The organism is Fontisubflavum oceani, from assembly GCF_030407165.1.
Lineage (GTDB): Bacteria > Pseudomonadota > Alphaproteobacteria > Rhodobacterales > Rhodobacteraceae > Rhodophyticola > Rhodophyticola oceani.
Window position 1 is genome coordinate 2496332 of the sequence record NZ_CP129111.1, and the last position, 20174, is coordinate 2516505.

A 20174-nucleotide genomic window follows, 5' to 3' on the forward strand; every position below is an offset into this window, starting at 1 on the left:
TAAAGCGAGTGCTACGCAAGACAAAACTGCGCATCCGGGGAGGATAAAGATGACAGTTGTGCCCGTGACATCCGCCGATTTGGACGCCGCCGAGGTCTCTTGGTTCGCCGCGCTCTGTTCCGATGATTATCAATTCCTGGGCGTGCCCGATGGCGATCTGCGCTCATCCTGGGCGCATTGTTCGTCGATTTTGAAGGAGGCGGAGGCGCAAGGCTTCCGCAATATCTTGTGCCCGTCGAGCTATCAGGTGGGCCAAGATACGCTCAGCTTTGTCGCGGGCTGTGCCCCGATCACGGATCGGATCAACATGCTGGCCGCGGTGCGTTGCGGCGAGATGCAGCCGATCATGCTGGCCCGCACCATCGCCACGCTGGACCATATGCTGGAAGGCCGGCTGACGGTGAACATCATCTCCTCGGATTTCCCCGGCGAGGTGGCCGAAAGCGGGTTCCGCTATCAGCGCTCGCGTGAGGTGGTGGAAATCCTGAAACAGGCTTGGACCCAGGATGAGATTAACTACGAGGGTGACGTCTATAATTTCCAAGGCTTAACCACCGATCCGGCGCGGCCCTATCAGACGGGTGGTCCGCTCTTGTATTTCGGCGGGTATTCCCCGGCGGCCTTGGATCTTTGCGGGCAGCATTGCGACGTCTATCTGATGTGGCCCGAGCCGAAAGAGCAGATTGCGGAGCGGATGAAAGCCGTCAACGCGGTGGCGGAGCGCTATGACAGAACGCTCGATTATGGGCTGCGCGTGCATATGATCGTTCGCGATACTGAGGCGGAGGCCCGAGAATACGCGGAGTATCTGACCAGCAAGCTGGATGACGAATATGGCAAGTTGATCCGTGATCGGGCGCATGACTCGATCTCGCTCGGCGTCGCGCATCAGGCGAAAGCGCGCGAGCTGGCGGATAAATTCGGCTATGTGGAGCCGCATCTCTGGACTGGGATCGGCAGGGCGCGGTCGGGCTGCGGCGCGGCGCTTGTCGGCTCCACCGACCAAGTGCTCTCCGAGATCGAAGCCTATCAGAAGATGGGCATCCGGGCGTTTATCTTCTCCGGCTATCCACATCTCGACGAATGCCGGCATTTCGGCGAAAAGGTGATGCCGCAGTTGAAGACCTGTTCGCTGCCGCAAGAATACGGTCGGGTGCCCAGAGAGACCCCGGCGACACCTTTGGGCGCGGGAGAGCGACGCTGATGGAACGGATAAAGCTGGCCGATGATCTGGATTTCTCGCGGCTGATCTATGGGATGTGGCGGATCGGGGATGACTCCGACACCTCGGCAGATCATGTGCAGGCCAAGGTTGAAGCCTGTCTCGCACAGGGCATCACCACGATGGATCAGGCCGATATCTATGGCGATTACGAGGCCGAAGCGATCCTTGGCGCGGCGTTTCAAGCGGCCCCCGGCTTGCGAGATCAAGTCGAGCTGGTGACCAAATGCGATATCATCGCGCCGATTGGGAAATATGCCGACAAGCGGGTGAAATACTACGACACCTCCGCCGCGCATATCACCGGGTCCGTTGAGGCGTCTTTGCAGTTGATGCAGACAGATCGGATCGATTTGCTACTGATCCACCGGCCCGATCCTCTGATGGATCACCACGAGACCGGCAAGGCGCTGGATGGTCTGGTTCAGTCGGGCAAGGTCCGCCACGTCGGGGTATCGAATTTCAAACTGCATGACTGGACGCTGCTGCAATCGGCGATGTCCACCTCGCTGGTGACTAATCAGATCGAGGTCAGCGTGCTTTGCCATGCGCCCTTTACCAATGGCGATATCGCCTGGATGCAGGAACGGGGCATCCCGCCGATGGCCTGGTCGCCGCTGGCGGGCGGGGCGTTGTTTGGTCCCGAAGGAGCGGCGGTGCGTGCGGTTCTGGACCGGATTGGCGCGGCGCATGGTGTCGGCGCGGATGCGGTTGCCGTCGCCTGGCTCTTGGCGCATCCGGCGCGGATTATGCCTGTTCTGGGGACAAATAATCTGAATAGGATCAAAAAGATCAGCGATGCTCTTAAGGTAAACCTGGATCGCGAAACCTGGTTTGAGATTTATACGGCGGCGCTCGGGGCCGAGGTGCCTTAAGACAGGGCCGCGATTACCCCGCGTAACTCTGCAAGGCCTTTCATCCGCCCAATCAGCGGATACCCGGGTTGCGATGCGCGCCGGTGGTCATCCAGCAGATCATGGCCATGATCGGGCCGCATCGGCAATTCCCAGTCGGCGCGGCCTTCGGCTTTGCGGCGATGTTCCTCGGCCAGAAGGGCGCGGAGCGTGGCCACCATATCGGTATCGCCGGCCAGGTGATCGCTTTCCATGAAACTGACTCTGTCCCCATTCCCATCACGCCGCGTGTTCCGCAGATGCACGAAATGGATGCGGGCACCGAGGGTTTCGACAAAGGCAACCGGGTCGAAATCGGCCCGGACGCCAAGCGAGCCGGTGCAGAAGGTCACGCCATTGGCTGGCAGGTTCACCGCCGCCAACACGGCGCGATAATCGGCAAGGTCGGACATCACCCGGGGCAGGCCCATCAGCGAAAAGGGCGGGTCATCGGGATGACAGCACAGGTGCAGGTTAAGCTCTTCGGCAAACGGGGCGACCTCCGCCAGAAAGTCGATCAGGTTTTGGCGCAGCCGCCGGCGTCGATCCCAGAGTAAGTGGCGAGCAGGGCGCGCACGTCGTCCAGACTCCAGCTGTCATTTGCGCCGGGCAAGCCCGCAACGATGTTGTTCACCAACTGCGCACGGGCGGTGTCATCTGTCTCGGCAAAGCGCAGCGCGGCATCGGCCCGAACCGCGTCGGTGTAATCCTCCGCCGCTCCAGGGCGCGCCAGCAGATGCAGGTCGAACATCGCGAAATCGGTGAGGTCGAAGCGCATCGCCGTGCCGCCATGGGGCAGGGGCGCGCGAAGCGCCGTGCGCGTCCAGTCAAGGACCGGCATGAAATTGTAGCAGATGGTCTTGGGACCCTTGGCAGCCAGGTTGCGCAGGCTGTCTTTGTACGCCGCGATGTGATCACGCCAAGGGCCAGTTTGGGTTTTGATCGCTTCCGACACCGGCAGGCTTTCGACCACATCCCAGGTCAGGTCGGAGCCGGTTTCTATCTCCGCCTTCCGCCGCGCGATCTCGGCCTCAGGCCAAACCGCGCCAGACGGAATGTGATGCAGGGCCGAGACAATGCCCGCCGCGCCCGTTTGCCGGATTTCAGCAATCGAGATCGTGTCCGCCGGGCCGAACCAGCGCCAGGTCTGCCTCATGGCGCCTCGCGGAGCGTCAGGGTTGTGTCGGTATCGAAGAGATGGACCGCGTCTGGCGTAAAGCTCAGCGCGACATTCTCCCCGGCCTGCACCTGGGTTTGACCCGGATTATGCACCGTCAGCCGGGTGCCATCGGCCAGTTGGCCATAGAGATAGCTGTCGCTGCCGAGCTGTTCGACGGCGCCGACCTGGATATGGATCGACCCATTTGGATCGGGCAGCAGGCTGTTTGGCCGCACACCAAGCGTGACCTTCTCGCCCGCCCGATGAGCAAACCCGGTCACCGGCAGGCTGACCTCTTCGCCCGTGTCCAGCGTCAGAAGTGAGCGGTCGGCGCTATGCACAACCCCGGTCATGAAGTTCATTTTCGGCGAGCCGATGAACCCGGCGACAAAGAGATTATGCGGATCGTTGAACAGGTCGAGCGGGCGGCCAAATTGCTCCAACTCACCCAAGCGCAGCACGGCAATCTTGTCGGCCATGGTCATCGCTTCGACCTGATCATGGGTCACATAAATCATCGTGTTGCCCAAGCGTTTATGCAGCGCCGAAATCTCTCCGCGCATATCCACGCGCAACTCCGCATCAAGGTTCGAAAGCGGCTCGTCAAAGAGGAACACTTTCGGCTCGCGCACCACGGCCCGGCCAATCGCGACGCGCTGCCGCTGCCCGCCGGAGAGGTCTTTGGGGCGCCGATCCAGAAGCATATCGATCTGCAACATGCCGGCCACGTCGTTGAGTTTGCTTTCGATTTCCGCGCGCGGCGTCTGGATGTTTTCTAAGCCAAAGCTGAGATTTTGGCGCACCGTCATATGCGGATAAAGCGCGTAGGATTGGAACACCATCGCCAGACCCCGATCCGCCGCGGGGATTTTATTGACCACCTCACCGCCGATTTCGATATCGCCGGAGGTCACGCTTTCCAGGCCAGAAATCATCCTCAGAAGCGTGGATTTCCCGCAGCCCGAGGGCCCGACAAAGACGCAGAACTCGCCATGCTCGATCGAGAGGTCAATGCCCTTGATCACCTCCGCCGCGCCATAGGCTTTGCGCAAGGATTTCAGCTCGATGGATGCCATCATTTCCCTCCTGTCGAGGCGATGCCGGTGGCGATGTATTTCTGCAAGAACATGAAGACCATCGCGATGGGCAGAAGTGTCAAAACGGTCATCGCCAGCAGGCTGGACCAATCGGTTTGCAACTCGCCCTGGAAGGAGTTGAGCGCCAGTTGCAGGGTGAAATTCTCGGTCTGGGTCAAGACGATCAACGGCCAGAGGAAATCATTCCAGCGCCACATGATCGCAAGGATCGCCAAAACCGCGATGGCGGGTGCCGAAAGTGGCACGATGATCCGCCAGAAAATCTTCCACTCGCTGGCCTTGTCCATCCGGGCGGCGTCGAGAATCTCATCGGGGATGGTGATCATATATTGCCGAAGCAGGAAGACACCCGTGGGCGTTGCCGCGCCGGGGATAATGACACCCCATAAGCTGTTGAACATGCCCAATTCCGTCACGATCAGGAAAAGCGGCACCAAGACCACCGTCTGCGGGATCATCAATGTGCCGATGACCAGGAGCAACACCACGGTGCGCCCGCGGAACTCATATTTCGAGAGGGCGAAGGCGGCCATGGAATTGACCAGCAGCATCAGAAGCGTGGCCGTGACCGTGATGAAGGTCGAGTTCCAGAAGAATTGCAGGAAATTGAACCGCTCAAACAGGCCCGCATAATTCTCCCAGGCCAGGGAGACCTGTTCCACCGGCTCGCGTTGATCAATGGTCACGCGCAGCCGTTCTTCCGGGTTGGCCGGGTCGACCATCTGCGCTTGCAGACCGACGCGGCGGACTTGGGCGAGAACACGCCCCTCAAACTCGCCTTCGGTCATCAAGAACAGTGGCAGCGGCTCTTCATAGCCATCCACCATCAGGGTCTCTTGCTGATAGGGCAGGAAGGTGGGCGGGAAACGCTGCAAATCCGCCTCGGTTTTAAACGAACTGAGCAGCAGCCAGATCACCGGGAAAAACATCAGGAAGACGCCCAAGGCGAGATAGCCATAGGTGATCCAATCGGTCCAATCGAGGCGGCCATTGCCGCGTGTGGCGGTGAGGAACTCCCAAACGCGGCTCATCATGTGCCCTCCGATGTCGAGATGCGGCCCTTGATCTGCGCCAAGGGTGCGTCGCGGTTTATCTGCTCACCCATTGACATTCCTCCGGTTGACCCAAAGTTGCACCAAGGTGAGCACCACTAGCACACCGGCCACCATCAGCGAGGCGGCTGCCGCGAGGCCGAAAAGCCTTGGAGCCCCGGCGAAGCCTTCTTCATAGATGTATTGGATGATGAAGGTTGTGGCCGTGCCCGGGCCCCCGCCGGTGAACGCAAAAACCTCATCGAAGGTTTGCACCGACCGGATCAGGGCCAGAACCAAAACCACCAGCATTGTGGGTGACAGCAACGGCAGCGTGATCCGCCGGAAGGTGCGCCACGGGCTGGCCCGGTCCATCAGCGCGGCCTCATAGACGTCGCGCGGGATCGCTTGCAGGCCCGCCAGCAAGATCAGCGTATAGAACCCCATATGCGCCCAAACCGTCAGGAACACCGTCCAGGCAAAGGCCCATTCCGCGTCGATCAGCCAGTTGAACCCGCCGAGGCCGGTCCAATCGAGAAACGCGTTCAACACGCCCTCGCGTTGCAAAATCCATTTCCAGATCAGCGCGACGACAACCGGCGACAGCAGCACCGGGAAGAAGAAGACCGAGCGGAAAAATCCGCGGGCCTTGATCTCGCGGTTCAAGACCAAAGCGGTCAGCAAAGAGAACCCGACCATGAACCCGACTTGCAGCGCCACGAACCACAGCGTGTTCCACACCGCGCGCCAGAATTTGTCGTCGCGACAGGAGTTCGGATCGAAATGATTGGCACAATCGGCCAGCGTCGAGAAATTGCGCCCGCCCACATAAGGCCGATCTGACAAAAGCACGTTGTCGCCGCCGGTCATCGCATAGGCGATGTTCAAGATAACCGGCAGGAAAGCAAACAGTGCAAAGAGAACCAGATTGGGCAGCAAGAAGACCCAGGCCAGCCGGTGGATGCCGAGCATCCGTTGCAGCGCCACCATCGGGATTTCGATGAGACGCATGATGGGGGAGATGATGCGGAGCATAGCCGTCACGCCTAGGGCAAGGGATCTCAGGCGCGGTTCGCGCGCCTGAGATCGGAGAGGAGCCGTTAGTTGGCTTCGGCCATAGCGGCCTCAAGATCGGCCACGGCGCGTTCCATGGCCTGCTCGACGGTCAACTCGCCAACGATGGCTTGGCTGACACGCTCAACCGTGATGCCAAACATCGCCCGGTTGCCAGCATAGCCCTGATAGGCAAACGCGGCAGGGGCCACATCGGGCAGATCGCCCGCAAACGCGTTCAGTGCGGCCTGAGCGGCGGGCGAGGCGCCCTCATACTCAACACCTGCGCTGGCCACGCCCAAATGTGCGGGCAGGTTCGAGGTGCGTGCGGTGACTTCGGCATAGATGTCTTCTTGCGCCAGGAAGTCGATCACGGCGGCCACGGCTTCGGGATGCTCGGTCTGTTCAAACCCAACGATCCCCGCGCCACCCGGCATGCCGGAGCACGCGCCGGCCGGGCCACAGGGGCTGCCAACCACTTGCCAGTCGAAGAAATCGCCAACCTGGTCGTTCATCCGGTTCACCTGCCAGGAGCCGGAATAATAGAAGACCAGCTCGCCATTGATGAACTCTTGCGCGGCGTCCTGATAGGTCTGGCCGCCTTGGCCAGCCCAGACATCGCGCGCGATGGTGCCGTCTTCGTGCCAATCGACAAATTGCTGCACAAAGGCGGTGAAGCCGTCATCCACCAGGATCGCCTCGCCATTGTCGTCAAACAGCGCTGCACCGTAGGAAATCGCCGGGCCTGCCACGCGGTGGCCAGAGCGGTCGATCGCCATCGGGAAGTCGGTATCCGTCGCTTCGGCCACGGTACGGGCCGCCGCGGCCCAGTCTTCCCAGGTCGCATCCTCGCCCGGGATATCGACACCAGCTTGTTCAAAGAGCGTCGCGTTGACGAAGGCGCCAGTGATGGTCAGCTGGCTGTGCATGCCGTAGATACCGGCGTCATCCGGCCCGCCGCGATACCAGCCAAGCGTGTCGCCGAAGCTGGAGGCCCAATAATCCGCGTCCACATGCGGCGTCAGGTCGAGATAGTATTCATTCAAGCCGCCGAGATCGGTGACCTTGGCGATATCCGGCCCGGTACCAGCGGCCAGTTGCACTGGCAGGTTCTCCAGGATCGCCTGATAGGGCACCACGTCGATGGCCACAGTGATGCCCGGGTTGTCGGCCTCGAACCGGCTCAACACATCTTCATAGACTTCGCATTCATTGCCGTCCGAATAGCACATGAAGCGGACTTCCTGCGCCGAGGCGGCACCAGCGAGGGTTGCAAAGCCTGCCGCGAGGGCAGTCGTCGTCAGTATCTTATGTTTCACGTTTCTAATCCTCCCTATGGAATACGCGATTGTTTGACATCGTCATTCATTCCGGTGGTGCCTTGTTCCGGCACCCAACCGGTGTAGCTTGCCGCGTTTGCGGCGAGCGGTAAAGCAATCCTTTCGCCGGAGCGGGCGGCGCTATAGATCGCGGTAACCAGTTCGATTGACCGGCGACCATCATCCAGCGTGACCTCGCGGCCCGTATCCCCCGCGATGGCATCAGCTATCGCCGCGAAGTAACCGACAAAGCCCGATTTGATCCCGCGCAAGCCCGCGACGACCGCATCCACCTCCCCTTGGCGCGCCGGATCACGCGCCGTGAAGCTCCACGTGCCCTCCGCCGGGGCATAGGGCAGATCGCCGCTTGTCGCGGTCAGGTGTTCAAAGACCAAGCGCAACCGCGTGGTGTCACTCGCAGCGCCGAGCGTAATCGCGCTTGTGGCCAAGGCGCCATTTTCAAACTGCATTGAGATCGCCGCGCAATCTTCTGTTTCTATGGTATTTACCCGTGTTGCGGTTTGGGCTGAGAGGGCCGCGACAGGCCCAAAATACCGGCAGAGCAGATCGTGATTGTGGATCGCATGGCCCAGAACCGCGCCGCCACGTTCCCCCTCCCATGTCCCCCGCCAAGGCACCGCGTAATACTCCGCCCCCGGTTCCAATGCGTCTCCAGGCTGGCGACTTGCGGCGCGCCCGCCAGCCCCGCCGCGATAAGCGCGTCCAGCGCCGCCGTGCCTGGGCCATAGCGATATTGAAAGACCGGAAACACCCGGCCCGGCGCACGCGCTTCCTCCTCCGCCAGCGCATCGCAGTCCGCCAAGGAAGGCGCGATCGGCTTTTCGCAGATCACGTGTTTTCCGGCCGCAAGCGCCTCCATCGCAATCGGCACATGCAGATGCGGCGGCAGGCAGATATCGATCAAATCGGTCTCGGGGTCGCGCATCACCGCATCAATATCGGTCGTGACCTCCGGCCCAGTATCGCCGCCCAGGATCGTATAGGCCCGCGCCGTGTCCAGATCGCAGATCCAGCGCACTTGGAATTGGCCGGGCAGGGCGCGGTACCCTGCCAAATGCTCCCGCCCAATCCCGGCGCCGATGATCGCGACCCGGATCATGCCCGTGCCTCTGCCATCTCTTGTGCTTTCAACCCCAGCTCCATGACTTTGAAGGCATGGGCCTGCGGCATCGCGGTTTCGGTCCGATCACGGATATCGGCGGCGAGGCGTGCGAAATAGGGCAGGCCTGCATCGGAGGCATCGATATTCTCGCAGCGGGTGCCGTTCACCAAAACCAGATGGTCGGTGCCATCGCGCCCGCCCACATCGACGTATTTTCTCAGCTCGATATAGCCCTCAGTGCCCAGAATGGTCAGCCGCCCATCGCCCCAATTGGGCAGCGCATCAGGCGTGTACCAGTCGACCCGGATATAGCCATGCCCCTCGGGCGCGTGGAGGGCGATCTCGCCAAAATCTTGCAAGCCGGGGTCAGATGGATTGGCGAAGTTCCCGACCGAAGCCAGCGTGATCTCCGCATCCGTCGCGCCGGTGAAATAGAGAAACTGGTCGATCTGATGGCTGGCGATATCCGTCAGGATGCCGCCATAAGCCTTGCGCTCGAAAAACCAGTCGGGCCTGGTCGGGCGGTTCAGCCGATGCGGGCCGAGCCCGACGGTCTGCACCACTTTGCCAATCGCGCCCTCGGCAACCAACTCGGCGGCGCGGGTCACGCTTGGCACTTCGAACCGTTCCGAGAAATCCACCGACCAGATGCGTCCGGTCCGCGCCACGCAAGCCTTGATCGCCTCCAGTTGTTCAAGCGTCGTGCACCCTGGCTTGTCGACCATGACGTCTTTGCCCGCCTCCATCGCCGCGATGGCCAGCGCGGCACGGTCGCGCGGGATGGCCGAGATCAGGATCAGATCGATCGTTGGATCGTCGAGCAATTGCGCCTTGTCCATCGCGCGGGGCACACCTGGAAAGCGCTTGTCGAACCCGTCCAGCGCGCCCGGGTTGCCGTCGGTCCACCAGCCGACAAACTCCGCTCCCGCCGCGATCATGTTACCCGCCATCCCATAGATGTGCCGGTGATCCAAACCGAGGGCTGCGAACCGTAAACTCATACATGTTCTCCGAGTGTTACAACGTGGCCTTCATGCGCGGAGAGCGTGATTGCATCGATCAGCCGGTGGCTCTCTAAGGCCTGCCGTCCGGTCACCAATGGTGCACACCCTGGCGGAGCGCGTCCGCAAAATCTTCCAAGATACTTTGGTGCCACTCATGGGTGAAGGCCATCGGATCGGCGCCACCGCCGGTGCTGGCCGTCGCGCCAAAGCGCTCAACCCGCCTGTCCCGCCAGGAGACGGTCAGCACGCCTTCGCCCAGATGCAGGCTGGCCCGCTCGAAATGCAGCGTGATGGTTTCCGCCGCGCCCGGAAAACTCGCGGTCGAGGCGACGAGGGATCCCACAGCGCCATTTTCAAAGCGCAAACCCGCGCTGGCGAAATCCTCCGCCTCCATCTGGTGGAACCGCGTGGTGGCGGTCATCGCCTGCACCTCGGCCACCGGGCCCGTGAGGCTCAGCGCCAGATCGATGGTATGGATCGCCTGACTGATCAAGACTCCGCCGCCGTCGCGTTCATAAGTGCCGCGCCCGGGTTCGTCATAGTAGGCCTGATCGCGCCACCAGGGCACCGCGATCTCCACCAGACCGAGGGACCCGAGTGTGCCGGAGGCCACCAATTCTGTCGCTTTGAGCGACGCCGCCCGCATCCGGTGTTGAAAGACAATGCCCAAAGGCACCTTGGCTGCTTCGCAGAGGGCCACAACCGCCTCGGCTTCGGCGCCGGTCCGCGCCACGGGTTTCTCCAAGAGGATCGCTTTGCCGGCCTGGGCGAGAGGCGCGATCAGCTCCGCGCGGGCATTTGGCGGCGTGACAAGGATGGCCGCATCGATCTCGGTATCGTCCGCAATGGCCTGCGCATCGGCATAGATCGCTGGCCGATATCCCAATTCCGCCTCAGCCTTGGCCGCAAACGCCTCCGCACTCTCACGCCGCCGGGCGCAGATCGCGGCTAGGCGCAGGGCAGGGCGCGCATCCCGGATCGCGAGCAGATGGGTCATCGCCACCATGCCCGTGCCAATCAAAGCGATATTCAACGGGGCCGAGCCCATGCGCGCAGATCTCCCTCCCAGATCACCCCATTCCTGCACGCCCCACCGCCATTGTCAATAAACCTGTATACCGGTATGCTGGTTGCGAGGAGACAATTCAAACCGATGCCGCCCCGTAAGAACCCGCTTGATCTGACGGCGATCCCCTTCGAGGGGTTTGAGCCGTCCGGCCCGCCTGCCGATCAGATCTATGGCCATATCCGCGCGGCGATCCTGCGGATGGAAATCCCGCCCGGCAGCCTTCTCTCCGAGACCGAAGTCGGGTTGAGATTTGGCGCCAGTCGAACGCCCGTGCGCGAGGCCTTCACCCATCTGCGCGAGGCGGGCTTGATTGTGACCCGCCCAAGCCGGGGCAATTTCGTCACCCGACTGTCGGAACCTCGCCTACGAGAGGCGCAATTCCTGCGCGAAGCGATTGAGTTGGCGGTGGTGGCCCGGCTTTGCGCGGTCGGGATGCCGGAGACATTCGTGACAGAAGCCAAGCTGAATCTCACACGGCAAGCCACTGCAATTGCGGATAACAATGATATTGAGTTTCAAGATCAGGATGACCAGTTTCACGCCATTCTCGCCGAAGCAACCGGCTATCCCCGTGTGCCGATCCTTCTGGCGCAGGAGAAGACGGTATTGGATCGGTTGCGGGTGTTATCGCTGAGCGATCGGGGGCACAAAGCGCGGCTTTTGGCGGAGCATGGTGATATCCTCAGTGCCGTGCGCGTGCGCGACTTGGTGCAAGCGCAAGCGGCGATGACGCATCATCTCGCCTCCGTCCTCGACCTGATCTCTGATCTGCGCGACAGCCATGGCGATTATTTCGAATAGCCGCGCCGCTTACAGCCGTCGATCCAGAAAATCCAAAACCCGCACCCGCATTGCCGCGCTTTCCGCATGGCCAAGATCGGTCTCGATATGGGTTTCGAGCATATCGGCAGCGCCCGCCGTCTCATAGACCGCGCTCAAATCCGCGAGGCCCGCCTCAAACGCCTCTGGCGGTGTGCTCCAATCCTGCATTCCGGCGCAAACCAGTTGCGCCCGCGGCGCGGTCAGCCCGGCGATCTGCCCCGACCGAGCGACAGAGAACAGCCCGGGCACCATCATGTAAATCCCATGCCCGTCATGAGCGCCGAGCGCCACGAGTGTCTCCAAATCGGCGAAACAACACATCGAGACGGTGGCTTTGACCTGCGAGGACAAAGCGCCGAGCCACCAGGCATGCGTGCCGCCCATCGATAGGCCCATGACGCCAAGCCGATCTGCCGCAATATCCGGCTGCGTGGCCAGCCAATTCAGACCCGCCTCGAGTTCCGACAACATCTCGCCAAAGAGCGGTTTGCCCGCCCAGAGACCGGCCTTCGCCCGCGCGCCTTCGCCGGGAGATGCCCGTTCTCCGAAACAGGGCATCTCCAGACACAGCGCGGCGGTTTTTTGCGCCACAAGATCGGCCGCATATGGCGTTTGAAAGGCGGGTCGCCTGGCGATCAGTTCCTCGCGCCCGACGGTGTAGGTGTTCCCATGCGCATGGCAATAAAGCACGGCACGAACCGGCGCCGTTCCCTCTGGCGGATGCAAGAAATAGGCTGGAATGATCTCTTCCGCGGTCGTCGTCAGCCGCAGGTCGTCCAGATGCCATCCCCCGAGATCGGCGCGCGCCAGCCGCGTGGCTTCCACGATTTCTGACGTGCCGATCTGGTTCCCCAGAAGGGCGTGAATCTGGTCGATCTCGGGGGCTTCGGTCATATCGCCAGCTAAGGCCCAAGCCGCCGCCCTTGGCAAGCCTAACCGGAGGCGGCCAGCAGGCTGGCATTGCCGCCTGCCGCAGTTGTGTCGATGCAGATATGGCGCTCCAAGATCATGCGCGGGGCGGGGTCGGCCTCGGCGATCAGCGGGATCAGCGCCCCGTCACGCCCGGCGAGCGCTTGGCGCAAGGGCCGCAACGCGTCGTCTTCCGCCCAGATCACCACCGCATCGATCCCAGTCAGTTGCGCCAATATCTCAGGCGTTACAGACCCATCCAGCCCGTCCTTCACGCCGGGCGCGACGGCCAGCGTCGCATTGCCCAAATCGCGGGCGATCTGCGCCTGTTGCATCGCGGCCTCTGCCGTTGGCCCCAAGCAGAGAACCCGCCCGCGGGCATAGGTGGCCAGCCGATTTGACTCGCCCGTCGGCCCGGGCAGGTCGGTTGCCGTCAGCGGCGTGGAGTTTGGCGCGGGAAGCGCCTCTAGGGCGGCTTGGACCTCGGCCAGAGTAAGCGCACGATCAGTTCCCGCCGCCTCTTGTCTGGTATCACTGCGGGTGAAACGTGGCACGTAGTGCGGCCCTCCGGCCTTTGGGCCAGTGCCAGAAAGCCCTTCGCCCCCAAACGGTTGCGAGCCGACAATCGCGCCGATCTGGTTCCGGTTCACATAGGTGTTTCCGACCTGCAATCGTGCGCAAACCGCCTGCACCCGGTCATCAATCCGGCTGTGCATGCCGAAGGTCAGGCCAAAGCCCTTAGCGTTCACCGCATCCACGACGGCGTCCAACTCATTGGCGGCAAACCGCGCCACATGTAGCATAGGGCCAAACACCTCACGCTCCAAATCCGCGATCCCGCCAGGTAGGTCGATGACGGTCGGCGGCACGAAATACCCGGTCTCTGGGGTGGGCAGGGTTTTCAATACCCGCCCCGCTGCCGCCGCCTCCGCGATATGGCCCTCGATGTCGGCTTTGGCATCGGCGGAAATCACCGGCCCGAGATCTGTCTTCAACGCCCACGGGTCGCCCAGAACCAACTCATCCATCGCGCCGTAAAGCATGTTGAGGAAGGGGTCGGCGATATCCTCTTGCACATAGAGCATCCGCAGCGCGGAGCAACGTTGGCCCGCCGATTGGAACGCGGAGGTCAGGATATCCCGGATCGCCTGTTCCGGCAGCGCGGTGGAATCAACAATCATTGCGTTAAGCCCGCCGGTTTCCGCGATCAGCGGCGCGGTCGGGTCCAAGTTGTCCGCCATCGCGCGGTTGATCCGTTGCGCCGTCGCAGTCGAGCCAGTGAAACAAAGCCCCGCGATGCGTGGATCGCTAGAGAGGCCAGCGCCGATCACCGATCCGGCGCCAGGCAGCAATTGCAGCGCCGCCCGCGGCACGCCCGCGTCGTGCAGCAACTGCACCGCGCGGAACGCAATGAGCGAGGTCGCCTCCGCCGGTTTGGCGATCACCCCGTTGCCCGCGGCCAGCGCGGCGGCGATTTGCCCGGTGAAGATGGCCAGCGGGAAGTTCCAAGGCGAAATGCAGGCAAAGACACCGCGCGGCGGCGCGGCGAGCGTCTCGGCTTGTGCCGCGTAATAGCGCAGGAAATCCACAGCTTCCCGCAGCTCCGCAATCGCATCCATCTGGGTTTTGCCAGCCTCGCGGGCGAGAAGCGCGAACAGCGCGCCGAAATGCGTCTCGTAGAGGTCGGCGGCGGCGTTGAGGGCCTTGGCGCGCGCCGCAGCAGGCGCGCTCCAGGACGTGGCCTGACCAAGGGCAACCTCCAAATCGGCGTGATCGGCTTCTTGTAGGTCGCCGACACTATCGGAGGGCTGCGCCGGGTTTCTCACCTCAAGACTTGGTCCGGATGGTGCGCCCCCCGCCATGAGCGGATAGGCCTGCCAGCGGGTGGTCTGAAACGGGGTCCGCGCTGCATCGATCTCCGCCAGATCATCGGTGTCGCGCAGGTCCCAACCCCGGGAATTGCGCCGCTCAGGTTGAAACAGGTCCGCAGGCGGGGCGACCGCCGGGTTTTCGCCGAGGGTTTCGAGGACTGCGAAGGGATCGGCGGCGACCTCTTCCGGCGCGACCGTGTCATCAAGAATCTGGTTCACGAAAGACGAGTTTGCGCCGTTTTCCAGCAAGCGCCGAACCAGATAAGCTAGAAGATCGCGATGGGCGCCGACGGGTGCATAGATCCGGCAGCGGGTGGCATTGGCCTTGAGCACCTGGTCATGCAGCGCTTCACCCATCCCGTGCAACCGTTGAAATTCAAAGGCTTGTGGATCATTGCTCATCTCAATGATCGCGCCAACCGTGTGGGCGTTGTGGGTGGCGAATTGCGGATAAATCCGGTCGGTCATGCCAAGCAGTTTCCCCGCACAACACAGATAGGCCGCATCCGTCGCCGCTTTCCGCGTGAAGACGGGGAAATCGGCCAGGCCCTCGACTTGCGCACGTTTGATCTCGGTGTCCCAATAGGCCCCTTTGACAAGCCGCAGCATGATCTTCCGATCCAGCCCCTTCGCCAGGGCGTATAGCCAATCGATCACCGCCGCGGCGCGTTTACCATAGGCCTGGACCACCACGCCGAACCCGTCCCACCCGGCCAGCGCCTCATCGCGCAGCACCGCCTCAATCACGTCGAGCGAGAGGTCCAGCCGGTCGGCCTCTTCGGCATCGATATTGAGCCCCATCCCGGCCTCGCGTGCTTGCAGGGCGAGGCTGCGGGTGCGCGCAACCAGTTCCGACATCACGCGATCGGTCTGGCTGACTTCATAGCGGGGATGGAGCGCCGAGAGCTTGATCGAAATGCCCGGATTGTCGCGAATATCGTCGGAGTGGCATTCCGGCGCCAGCCGTGCAATCGCCGTCTGATAGGCCGCGAAGAAGTCATCTGCATCCGCTTGGGTCAGCGCCGCTTCCCCCAGCATATCAAAGGAATAGGTGTATCCCTTCATCTCCATCTTGGCACCGCGTTTCAGCGCTTCATCCATTGTCTGGCCCAGAACGAATTGCTGCCCCATCTCCCGCATGGCACGGCCCACGGCGACCCGGATCACCGGTTCCCCCAAACGGCGCACGGCCCCCCTGAGGACGCTGGCCAGCCCCTCGCCATCTTGCAGCACCTTGCCGGTCAGCATCAGTGCCCAGGTCGAGGCGTTGACCAGCGATGACGAGGAATTGCCCAGATGCGCGCCCCATTCCGAGGGCGCGATTTTGTCTTCGATCAGCGCGTCCATCGTCTCCGCATCGGGCACCCGCAAGAGCGCCTCGGCGAGGCACATGAGCGCGATGCCTTCCCGGGTCGAAAGCCCGTATTCGGCCAGAAACACCTCCATCAAGCCTGGGGCGCTGTCCTCGCGCAGGCCGCGCACCAGGCGCGCGCCGCGCGTGGCTGCGGCGGCGCGCGTTGCGGTATCAGGGCCGGCCTCAGCGATCAGATCCGTCAGAACATCGGTTTCGGGCGCATGCGCCAGAGCGCGAATGCGGGTGCGGAGCGGGGCAAGCGGGGACATGGGCGGCCTCATCAAAACGGGGGTTGCCTCAGGTTACCTCGGAACTGTGCAGGCCGTCTGCCTTGACTTTTGCCTGTGGCGGGCGTTTGTCCTGAAAGCGAGCGATGAACAGGGAAGCTGGATGTCAGATATATCGGATAACGGGCCACTTGATGTCTTCGATCGAAAAATCCTGCGGATTCTGTCGACCGACGGGCGAATCCCGGTCACCGATCTTGCGCGGCACGTCGGCTTATCGAAGAGCCCTTGTCAGGTGCGGGTCAAACGGTTGCAAGCGCAGGGCTACATCCTGGGCTTTCGCGCGGTTTTAAACCCCGCGAAACTAAACCGGGATCACGTGGCCTTTGTCGAGGTGAAACTGATCGACACCACCGAGGCGGCGCTTGGGGCCTTCAATACAGCGGTTCATAAGGTGCCCGAGATCGAGCAATGCCATATGATCGCCGGCGCGTTCGACTATCTTCTAAAGGTACGGACCAGCGACATGCGGGCCTATCGCCGGGTCTTGGGTGAGGTGATCTCAGCCCTGCCTCATGTGGCCTCCAGCTCAACCCATGTGTCCATGGAGGCCGTGAAGGACAGCGCGTTTTAGAGATGCACCAGATGCGAGGCGCATCCCGTCAGCGCCGCATAGTCATCCGAGACCACAGCCACACCGAATTGCTGCAAAAACGGCCCAAACCGGCCTTTATCTTGCATGGCTTCGGCAAATCCGAACCGGGCGAGATAGGGCGCGAAGGCCCGGCTGACGCCGCCGACCAGATAGATCCCGCCAAAGGGCAGGTGGATCAGGGCCAAATCGCCCACCACCGTGCCCAGGAGCCGGACAAAGAGACGAGCCGTCGCTTCGGCCTGGCTGTCACCGGCCTCAAGCCCGGCCATGATTTCGGCGGCCGAGAGTTTCCTGTCATGCAGGAAGTGGTGCATGGCTTCCAGACCGCGACCGGAGAGCGCCTCTTCCACGGCGGCAAAACCATGGCTGTCCAAAAGCCGCGCAGCCAAGGCTGCTCCATCGGTGCCTTTCACAGGCAAGCTGATATGGCCGCATTCCGAGGGCGGTACAAATCGGCCCATCGCGGTGTCATAGATCGGCGCGGCGTTGAAGCCGGTGCCAACGCCAACGACCAGTTTCGCTGCCTGACCGCTCACATCGCGCTGCGCGACAACCGGGGTCACCATCTCGGAGGCAAGATGACCAATAGCGTGACCTTGGGCCTGCAAATCGTTCAAAACGGCGACTTTTTCGGAACTCAGCACCTCCGAAAGCATCGCCCGATCAACCCGCCAGGAGAGGTTGGTCAGTTCCGCCACACCGTCATGCACAGGGCCCGCCGCGGCGACGCAGACGCCGGTGATCTCGCCATGATCGGTGCCGGTGTCACGCAGATAGCGCCGCAACACCTCTGCCAGATCGGTCGCCTCGCGATTGGCATAGCGCCGGACACTGTCACTATCGACAACCTTGCCGCTGGCCAGCGCCACGCGCGTATTGGTGCCGCCGATATCGGCCACAAGCGACAGGGCAGAGGGCATGGGCGGGATCCTTCGTGACGGGTCTCTGGTACGCGCGGCGTCTAGCGCCACCATTTGGCTAGCGCCTGATAAGATGCTTTCGGTGTCCGCTGCAAGCTGTCGAAATCCACATGGACGAGGCCAAAGCGTTTGTCATAGCCCAATGCCCATTCGTAGTTGTCCATCAGCGACCAGGTGAAATAGCCCTTCAGCGGAACGCCCTGGGCAATTGCCTCGCGCGCGGCGTCCAGATGCCGGGTCAGGTAGGCGATCCGCGCCGTATCGGGGGTGTTATGCGTGTCCGGGTTCGCCATGCCGTTTTCCGTCACATAAAGCGGCAGGTCGCCGGTATAGTCTGCGGCCGTGCGGATCAGAAAGTCGCGCAGGCCTTCGGGATACACTTCCCAGCCCATCTGGGTCTTCTCCAACGGCCCACCCACCTCGCGATAATTCGGCCAGGGGCCCGGCGCGTGATCAATCAGCTTTCGTGTGTAATAATTCAGCCCCAACCAATCCAGCGGCGTGGCAATCGTGTCGAAGTCATCTTGCCAGCCGCGGGGCAGATGCGCGCCAAGCCCAACCAGAACCTCGGTCGGATAGCTCCGCTTGAACAGCCCTCCCAGGAAGAAGCGATTGTAAATCGCATCATAGGTTGCGGTGGCACGCAGGGTTTCGGGCGCATTACCAGCGGGTTGGCTCCATTCGAAATTGCAGACCGCGCCCAGATTCGACATGCCGAGATCCCGCATAACCTGGATCGCTTGGCCATGGGCCAGAAGCACGTGATGCATGGCACGCGCCGTAGCGCGGATATCGCGCAGGCCTGGCGCATGATGCCCATCAAAATGGCTGAGCCAACCGACACACCAGGGCTCGTTGATCGGCGCGGCGGACCAAACCCGGTCGCCGATCCGGCCCATGATCGTGGCGGTGAAATAGGCAAACCAACTGGCAATATCGCGGTTCCGCCAGCCGCCCAGATCGGCCAGAGCGCTTGGAAGTTCCCAGTGATAGAGCGTCGCCGCCGGTTTGATGCCTCGTTCCAGCAATCCATCGACCAGCCGGTCGTAGAAATCCAGCCCGGCCTCATTCACCTGGCCGCGCCCGTCCGGCAAAACCCGCGCCCAAGAGGTGGAGAAGCGATAGGCATCGGCACCCAGATCGGCCAGCAAATCCAGATCCGTATTCATGCGGTGGTAGTGATCGCAGGCCACGGCGCCGTTTTCGGCGCGCACAACATTGCCGGGCGTGGCGGCAAAGCTGTCCCATTGTGTCGGGCCTGCGCCGCCAAAGCCATGACCCTCGATCTGATAGGCCGAGGTGGCGGTGCCGAAGATGAAGCCTTCCGGGAAATCTGCGCGGGAAAAATTCATATCACGACGTCCTTTACGCGGTGTCGACAGGGGCGGGCCCGGTGGAGCGGCCGACGGTCAATTCCGGTTCCCACAGCTCTTGGATAACGGGCTGATCGGGGGTGTTAATGAGGTTGATCAAAATCTCGGCGCAGCGTCGCCCGGCGGCGCGGATCGAGGAGCGTGTGGCGGTAAAGGCCGGCCCGTCCGCGTCATTGTTGAGGTAAGACAACACATCGTCGTGGGTGATCAGCGACACATCCCGGCCCAGCACCAAACCACGATCGGCGACGGCCCGGCGCACCCCGACCGCAGGGATGACGGAGGAGACCAAAAACGCGGTGGGGCAAACATCGCCCGCCAGCATTTCGGTCGCCGCGCTATACCCATAGCCTTCGGTCATCACATCGGAGTGCATCCAATCGGGGTTCGGCGCCAACCCACGGGCCCAAATCGCCTCACAAAACCCGGCGCGACGGCGCGCAGCGAAGTCGAGATTTTCCTGCCCGTTGATCAACGCGATGCGTTTGTGACCCAGATCGAGCAGGAAATTCGTGGCTTTGCGAAAGGCCGACAGATTGGCCACATCTAGCCAGCTAAACCCGTCCGGCTCCTGCGTGCGGCCATGGACCAGGAAGGGCAGGCCAAGCTCCTGCAAGAGGCCAATCCGTGCGTCATTGGTTTGTGGCGATTGCACCATCACCCCGTCGACGGAGCCGTTGGCCGCCATTTGCCGATAGGCGCGTTCCGCTTCGCCGTCGGAGACAATCGAGAGCAGAAGGTCATAGCCCTCGCGCGCGTAAACTTCGCCTGCGCCGGCCAGGAAATCCGCGAAAATCGGGTTCACCATCTCGGCCTTGCCGGTCAACGGGATCACATGGCCGATGGTCATCGCGCGACCGGTGGCCAGGCGCCGCGCCCGCGAATTCGGTTGATAGTTGGCAGCCTGCGCGGCGGCCAAGACCCGCGCGCGGGTTTCCTCCCGCACTTCCGGATAGCCATTCAACGCCCGGCTGACCGTCGTCTGGGACAGGTTGAGCGACTCAGCCAATTGTTTGAGATTCATCGCCAATTCGGGCCTCAAAGCGCTTCGAAAACAGAGGGTAGACTAGGCG

The 20174-nt window shown here is 62.2% G+C and carries 17 protein-coding genes and 1 pseudogene; 4 read left to right on the forward strand and 14 right to left on the reverse strand.

What is annotated here, in order from left to right:
* Positions 1-49 precede the first annotated feature (49 nt).
* Together QTA57_RS12795 and QTA57_RS12800 are read left to right on the forward strand one after the other, a co-directional pair.
* Complete coding sequence (locus tag QTA57_RS12795; protein WP_290151845.1) at positions 50-1204, forward strand: LLM class flavin-dependent oxidoreductase; 1155 nt, start codon at positions 50-52, stop codon at positions 1202-1204.
* Complete coding sequence (locus tag QTA57_RS12800) at positions 1204-2097, forward strand: aldo/keto reductase (RefSeq protein WP_290151846.1); 894 nt, start codon at positions 1204-1206, stop codon at positions 2095-2097. The genes QTA57_RS12795 and QTA57_RS12800 overlap by 1 nt, the downstream gene beginning before the upstream one ends.
* On the opposite strand, the pseudogene uxuA reads toward QTA57_RS12800, so the two are convergent.
* The 9 genes and pseudogenes from uxuA to QTA57_RS12845 all read right to left on the reverse strand — a co-directional run bounded on the left by uxuA (position 2094) and on the right by QTA57_RS12845 (position 10949).
* Positions 2094-3271 (reverse strand): annotated as a pseudogene (gene uxuA, locus QTA57_RS12805) (mannonate dehydratase). The gene QTA57_RS12800 and the pseudogene uxuA sit on opposite strands and share 4 nt — an antisense overlap.
* Entirely contained in the window at positions 3268-4350 is a 1083-nt protein-coding gene (locus QTA57_RS12810) for an ABC transporter ATP-binding protein (RefSeq protein ID WP_290151847.1), read from the reverse strand. Before QTA57_RS12810 ends, uxuA begins: the two are co-directional and overlap by 4 nt.
* Entirely contained in the window at positions 4350-5402 is a 1053-nt protein-coding gene (locus tag QTA57_RS12815) for a carbohydrate ABC transporter permease (RefSeq protein ID WP_145208555.1), read from the reverse strand. Before QTA57_RS12815 ends, QTA57_RS12810 begins: the two co-directional genes overlap by 1 nt.
* 66 nt (positions 5403-5468) lie before the next feature.
* Positions 5469-6437: a carbohydrate ABC transporter permease gene (locus QTA57_RS12820; RefSeq protein ID WP_290151848.1), complete on the reverse strand. Its 969-nt coding sequence runs from the start codon at positions 6435-6437 to the stop codon at positions 5469-5471.
* 65 nt (positions 6438-6502) lie between these two features.
* A complete protein-coding gene (locus tag QTA57_RS12825; protein ID WP_290151849.1) occupies positions 6503-7774 on the reverse strand; it encodes an ABC transporter substrate-binding protein in 1272 nt (423 codons plus the stop codon).
* 14 nt (positions 7775-7788) lie between these two features.
* Positions 7789-8367: a Gfo/Idh/MocA family protein gene (locus QTA57_RS12830; protein ID WP_290154913.1), complete on the reverse strand. Its 579-nt coding sequence runs from the start codon at positions 8365-8367 to the stop codon at positions 7789-7791.
* Positions 8280-8894, reverse strand: a complete 615-nt coding sequence (locus QTA57_RS12835; protein WP_290151850.1) for a Gfo/Idh/MocA family protein — start codon at positions 8892-8894, stop codon at positions 8280-8282. Before QTA57_RS12835 ends, QTA57_RS12830 begins: the two co-directional genes overlap by 88 nt.
* The gene (locus QTA57_RS12840; RefSeq protein WP_290151851.1) at positions 8891-9898 is read right to left on the reverse strand and encodes a Gfo/Idh/MocA family protein; all 1008 of its coding nucleotides are present in this window, start codon (positions 9896-9898) and stop codon (positions 8891-8893) included. Before QTA57_RS12840 ends, QTA57_RS12835 begins: the two co-directional genes overlap by 4 nt.
* A gap of 91 nt (positions 9899-9989) precedes the next feature.
* Positions 9990-10949 carry a Gfo/Idh/MocA family protein gene (locus QTA57_RS12845; protein WP_290151852.1) on the reverse strand — a complete coding sequence of 320 codons (960 nt, stop codon included), beginning with the start codon at positions 10947-10949 and terminating at the stop codon, positions 9990-9992.
* A gap of 105 nt (positions 10950-11054) precedes the next feature.
* Between QTA57_RS12845 and QTA57_RS12850 the strand changes: the two genes are divergently transcribed.
* On the forward strand, positions 11055-11771 hold the full coding sequence (locus tag QTA57_RS12850) for a GntR family transcriptional regulator (protein ID WP_290151853.1): 717 nt from the start codon (positions 11055-11057) through the stop codon (positions 11769-11771).
* Between the two features lie 9 nt (positions 11772-11780).
* Here the strand turns inward: QTA57_RS12850 and QTA57_RS12855 are convergent, their stop codons facing one another.
* Both QTA57_RS12855 and putA read right to left on the reverse strand, forming a co-directional pair.
* A complete protein-coding gene (locus tag QTA57_RS12855; RefSeq protein ID WP_290151854.1) occupies positions 11781-12686 on the reverse strand; it encodes an alpha/beta hydrolase family protein in 906 nt (301 codons plus the stop codon).
* A 38-nt stretch (positions 12687-12724) separates the two neighbouring features.
* Positions 12725-16195, reverse strand: coding sequence for a bifunctional proline dehydrogenase/L-glutamate gamma-semialdehyde dehydrogenase PutA (gene putA / locus QTA57_RS12860; RefSeq protein ID WP_290151855.1), 3471 nt, complete (start codon positions 16193-16195; stop codon positions 12725-12727).
* A 121-nt stretch (positions 16196-16316) separates the two neighbouring features.
* Here putA and QTA57_RS12865 point away from each other — a divergent pair, with 121 nt between their 5' ends.
* A complete protein-coding gene (locus tag QTA57_RS12865) occupies positions 16317-16787 on the forward strand; it encodes an Lrp/AsnC family transcriptional regulator (RefSeq protein WP_290151857.1) in 471 nt (156 codons plus the stop codon).
* Here the strand turns inward: QTA57_RS12865 and QTA57_RS12870 are convergent.
* From QTA57_RS12870 to QTA57_RS12880, 3 genes are read right to left on the reverse strand one after another with little or no spacing between them, the layout of a single operon-like run.
* Positions 16784-17728, reverse strand: a complete 945-nt coding sequence (locus QTA57_RS12870; RefSeq protein WP_290151859.1) for a glucokinase — start codon at positions 17726-17728, stop codon at positions 16784-16786. The genes QTA57_RS12865 and QTA57_RS12870 overlap by 4 nt on opposite strands.
* A gap of 41 nt (positions 17729-17769) precedes the next feature.
* Entirely contained in the window at positions 17770-19080 is a 1311-nt protein-coding gene (locus QTA57_RS12875; RefSeq protein ID WP_290151860.1) for a GH1 family beta-glucosidase, read from the reverse strand.
* A gap of 13 nt (positions 19081-19093) precedes the next feature.
* Entirely contained in the window at positions 19094-20125 is a 1032-nt protein-coding gene (locus QTA57_RS12880; RefSeq protein WP_290151861.1) for a substrate-binding domain-containing protein, read from the reverse strand.
* Positions 20126-20174: the final 49 nt, after the last annotated feature.

Coding starts and splice junctions, on each gene's coding strand:
- QTA57_RS12795 (WP_290151845.1), top strand. CDS start 50: ATGACAGTTGTGCCCGTGACATCCGCCGATTTGGACGCCGCCGAGGTC.
- QTA57_RS12800 (WP_290151846.1), top strand. CDS start 1,204: ATGGAACGGATAAAGCTGGCCGATGATCTGGATTTCTCGCGGCTGATC.
- QTA57_RS12810 (WP_290151847.1), bottom strand. CDS start 4,350: ATGGCATCCATCGAGCTGAAATCCTTGCGCAAAGCCTATGGCGCGGCG.
- QTA57_RS12815 (WP_145208555.1), bottom strand. CDS start 5,402: ATGAGCCGCGTTTGGGAGTTCCTCACCGCCACACGCGGCAATGGCCGC.
- QTA57_RS12820 (WP_290151848.1), bottom strand. CDS start 6,437: ATGCTCCGCATCATCTCCCCCATCATGCGTCTCATCGAAATCCCGATG.
- QTA57_RS12835 (WP_290151850.1), bottom strand. CDS start 8,894: ATGATCCGGGTCGCGATCATCGGCGCCGGGATTGGGCGGGAGCATTTG.
- QTA57_RS12840 (WP_290151851.1), bottom strand. CDS start 9,898: ATGAGTTTACGGTTCGCAGCCCTCGGTTTGGATCACCGGCACATCTAT.
- QTA57_RS12845 (WP_290151852.1), bottom strand. CDS start 10,949: ATGGGCTCGGCCCCGTTGAATATCGCTTTGATTGGCACGGGCATGGTG.
- QTA57_RS12850 (WP_290151853.1), top strand. CDS start 11,055: ATGCCGCCCCGTAAGAACCCGCTTGATCTGACGGCGATCCCCTTCGAG.
- QTA57_RS12855 (WP_290151854.1), bottom strand. CDS start 12,686: ATGACCGAAGCCCCCGAGATCGACCAGATTCACGCCCTTCTGGGGAAC.
- putA (WP_290151855.1), bottom strand. CDS start 16,195: ATGTCCCCGCTTGCCCCGCTCCGCACCCGCATTCGCGCTCTGGCGCAT.
- QTA57_RS12865 (WP_290151857.1), top strand. CDS start 16,317: ATGTCAGATATATCGGATAACGGGCCACTTGATGTCTTCGATCGAAAA.
- QTA57_RS12870 (WP_290151859.1), bottom strand. CDS start 17,728: ATGCCCTCTGCCCTGTCGCTTGTGGCCGATATCGGCGGCACCAATACG.
- QTA57_RS12875 (WP_290151860.1), bottom strand. CDS start 19,080: ATGAATTTTTCCCGCGCAGATTTCCCGGAAGGCTTCATCTTCGGCACC.
- QTA57_RS12880 (WP_290151861.1), bottom strand. CDS start 20,125: ATGAATCTCAAACAATTGGCTGAGTCGCTCAACCTGTCCCAGACGACG.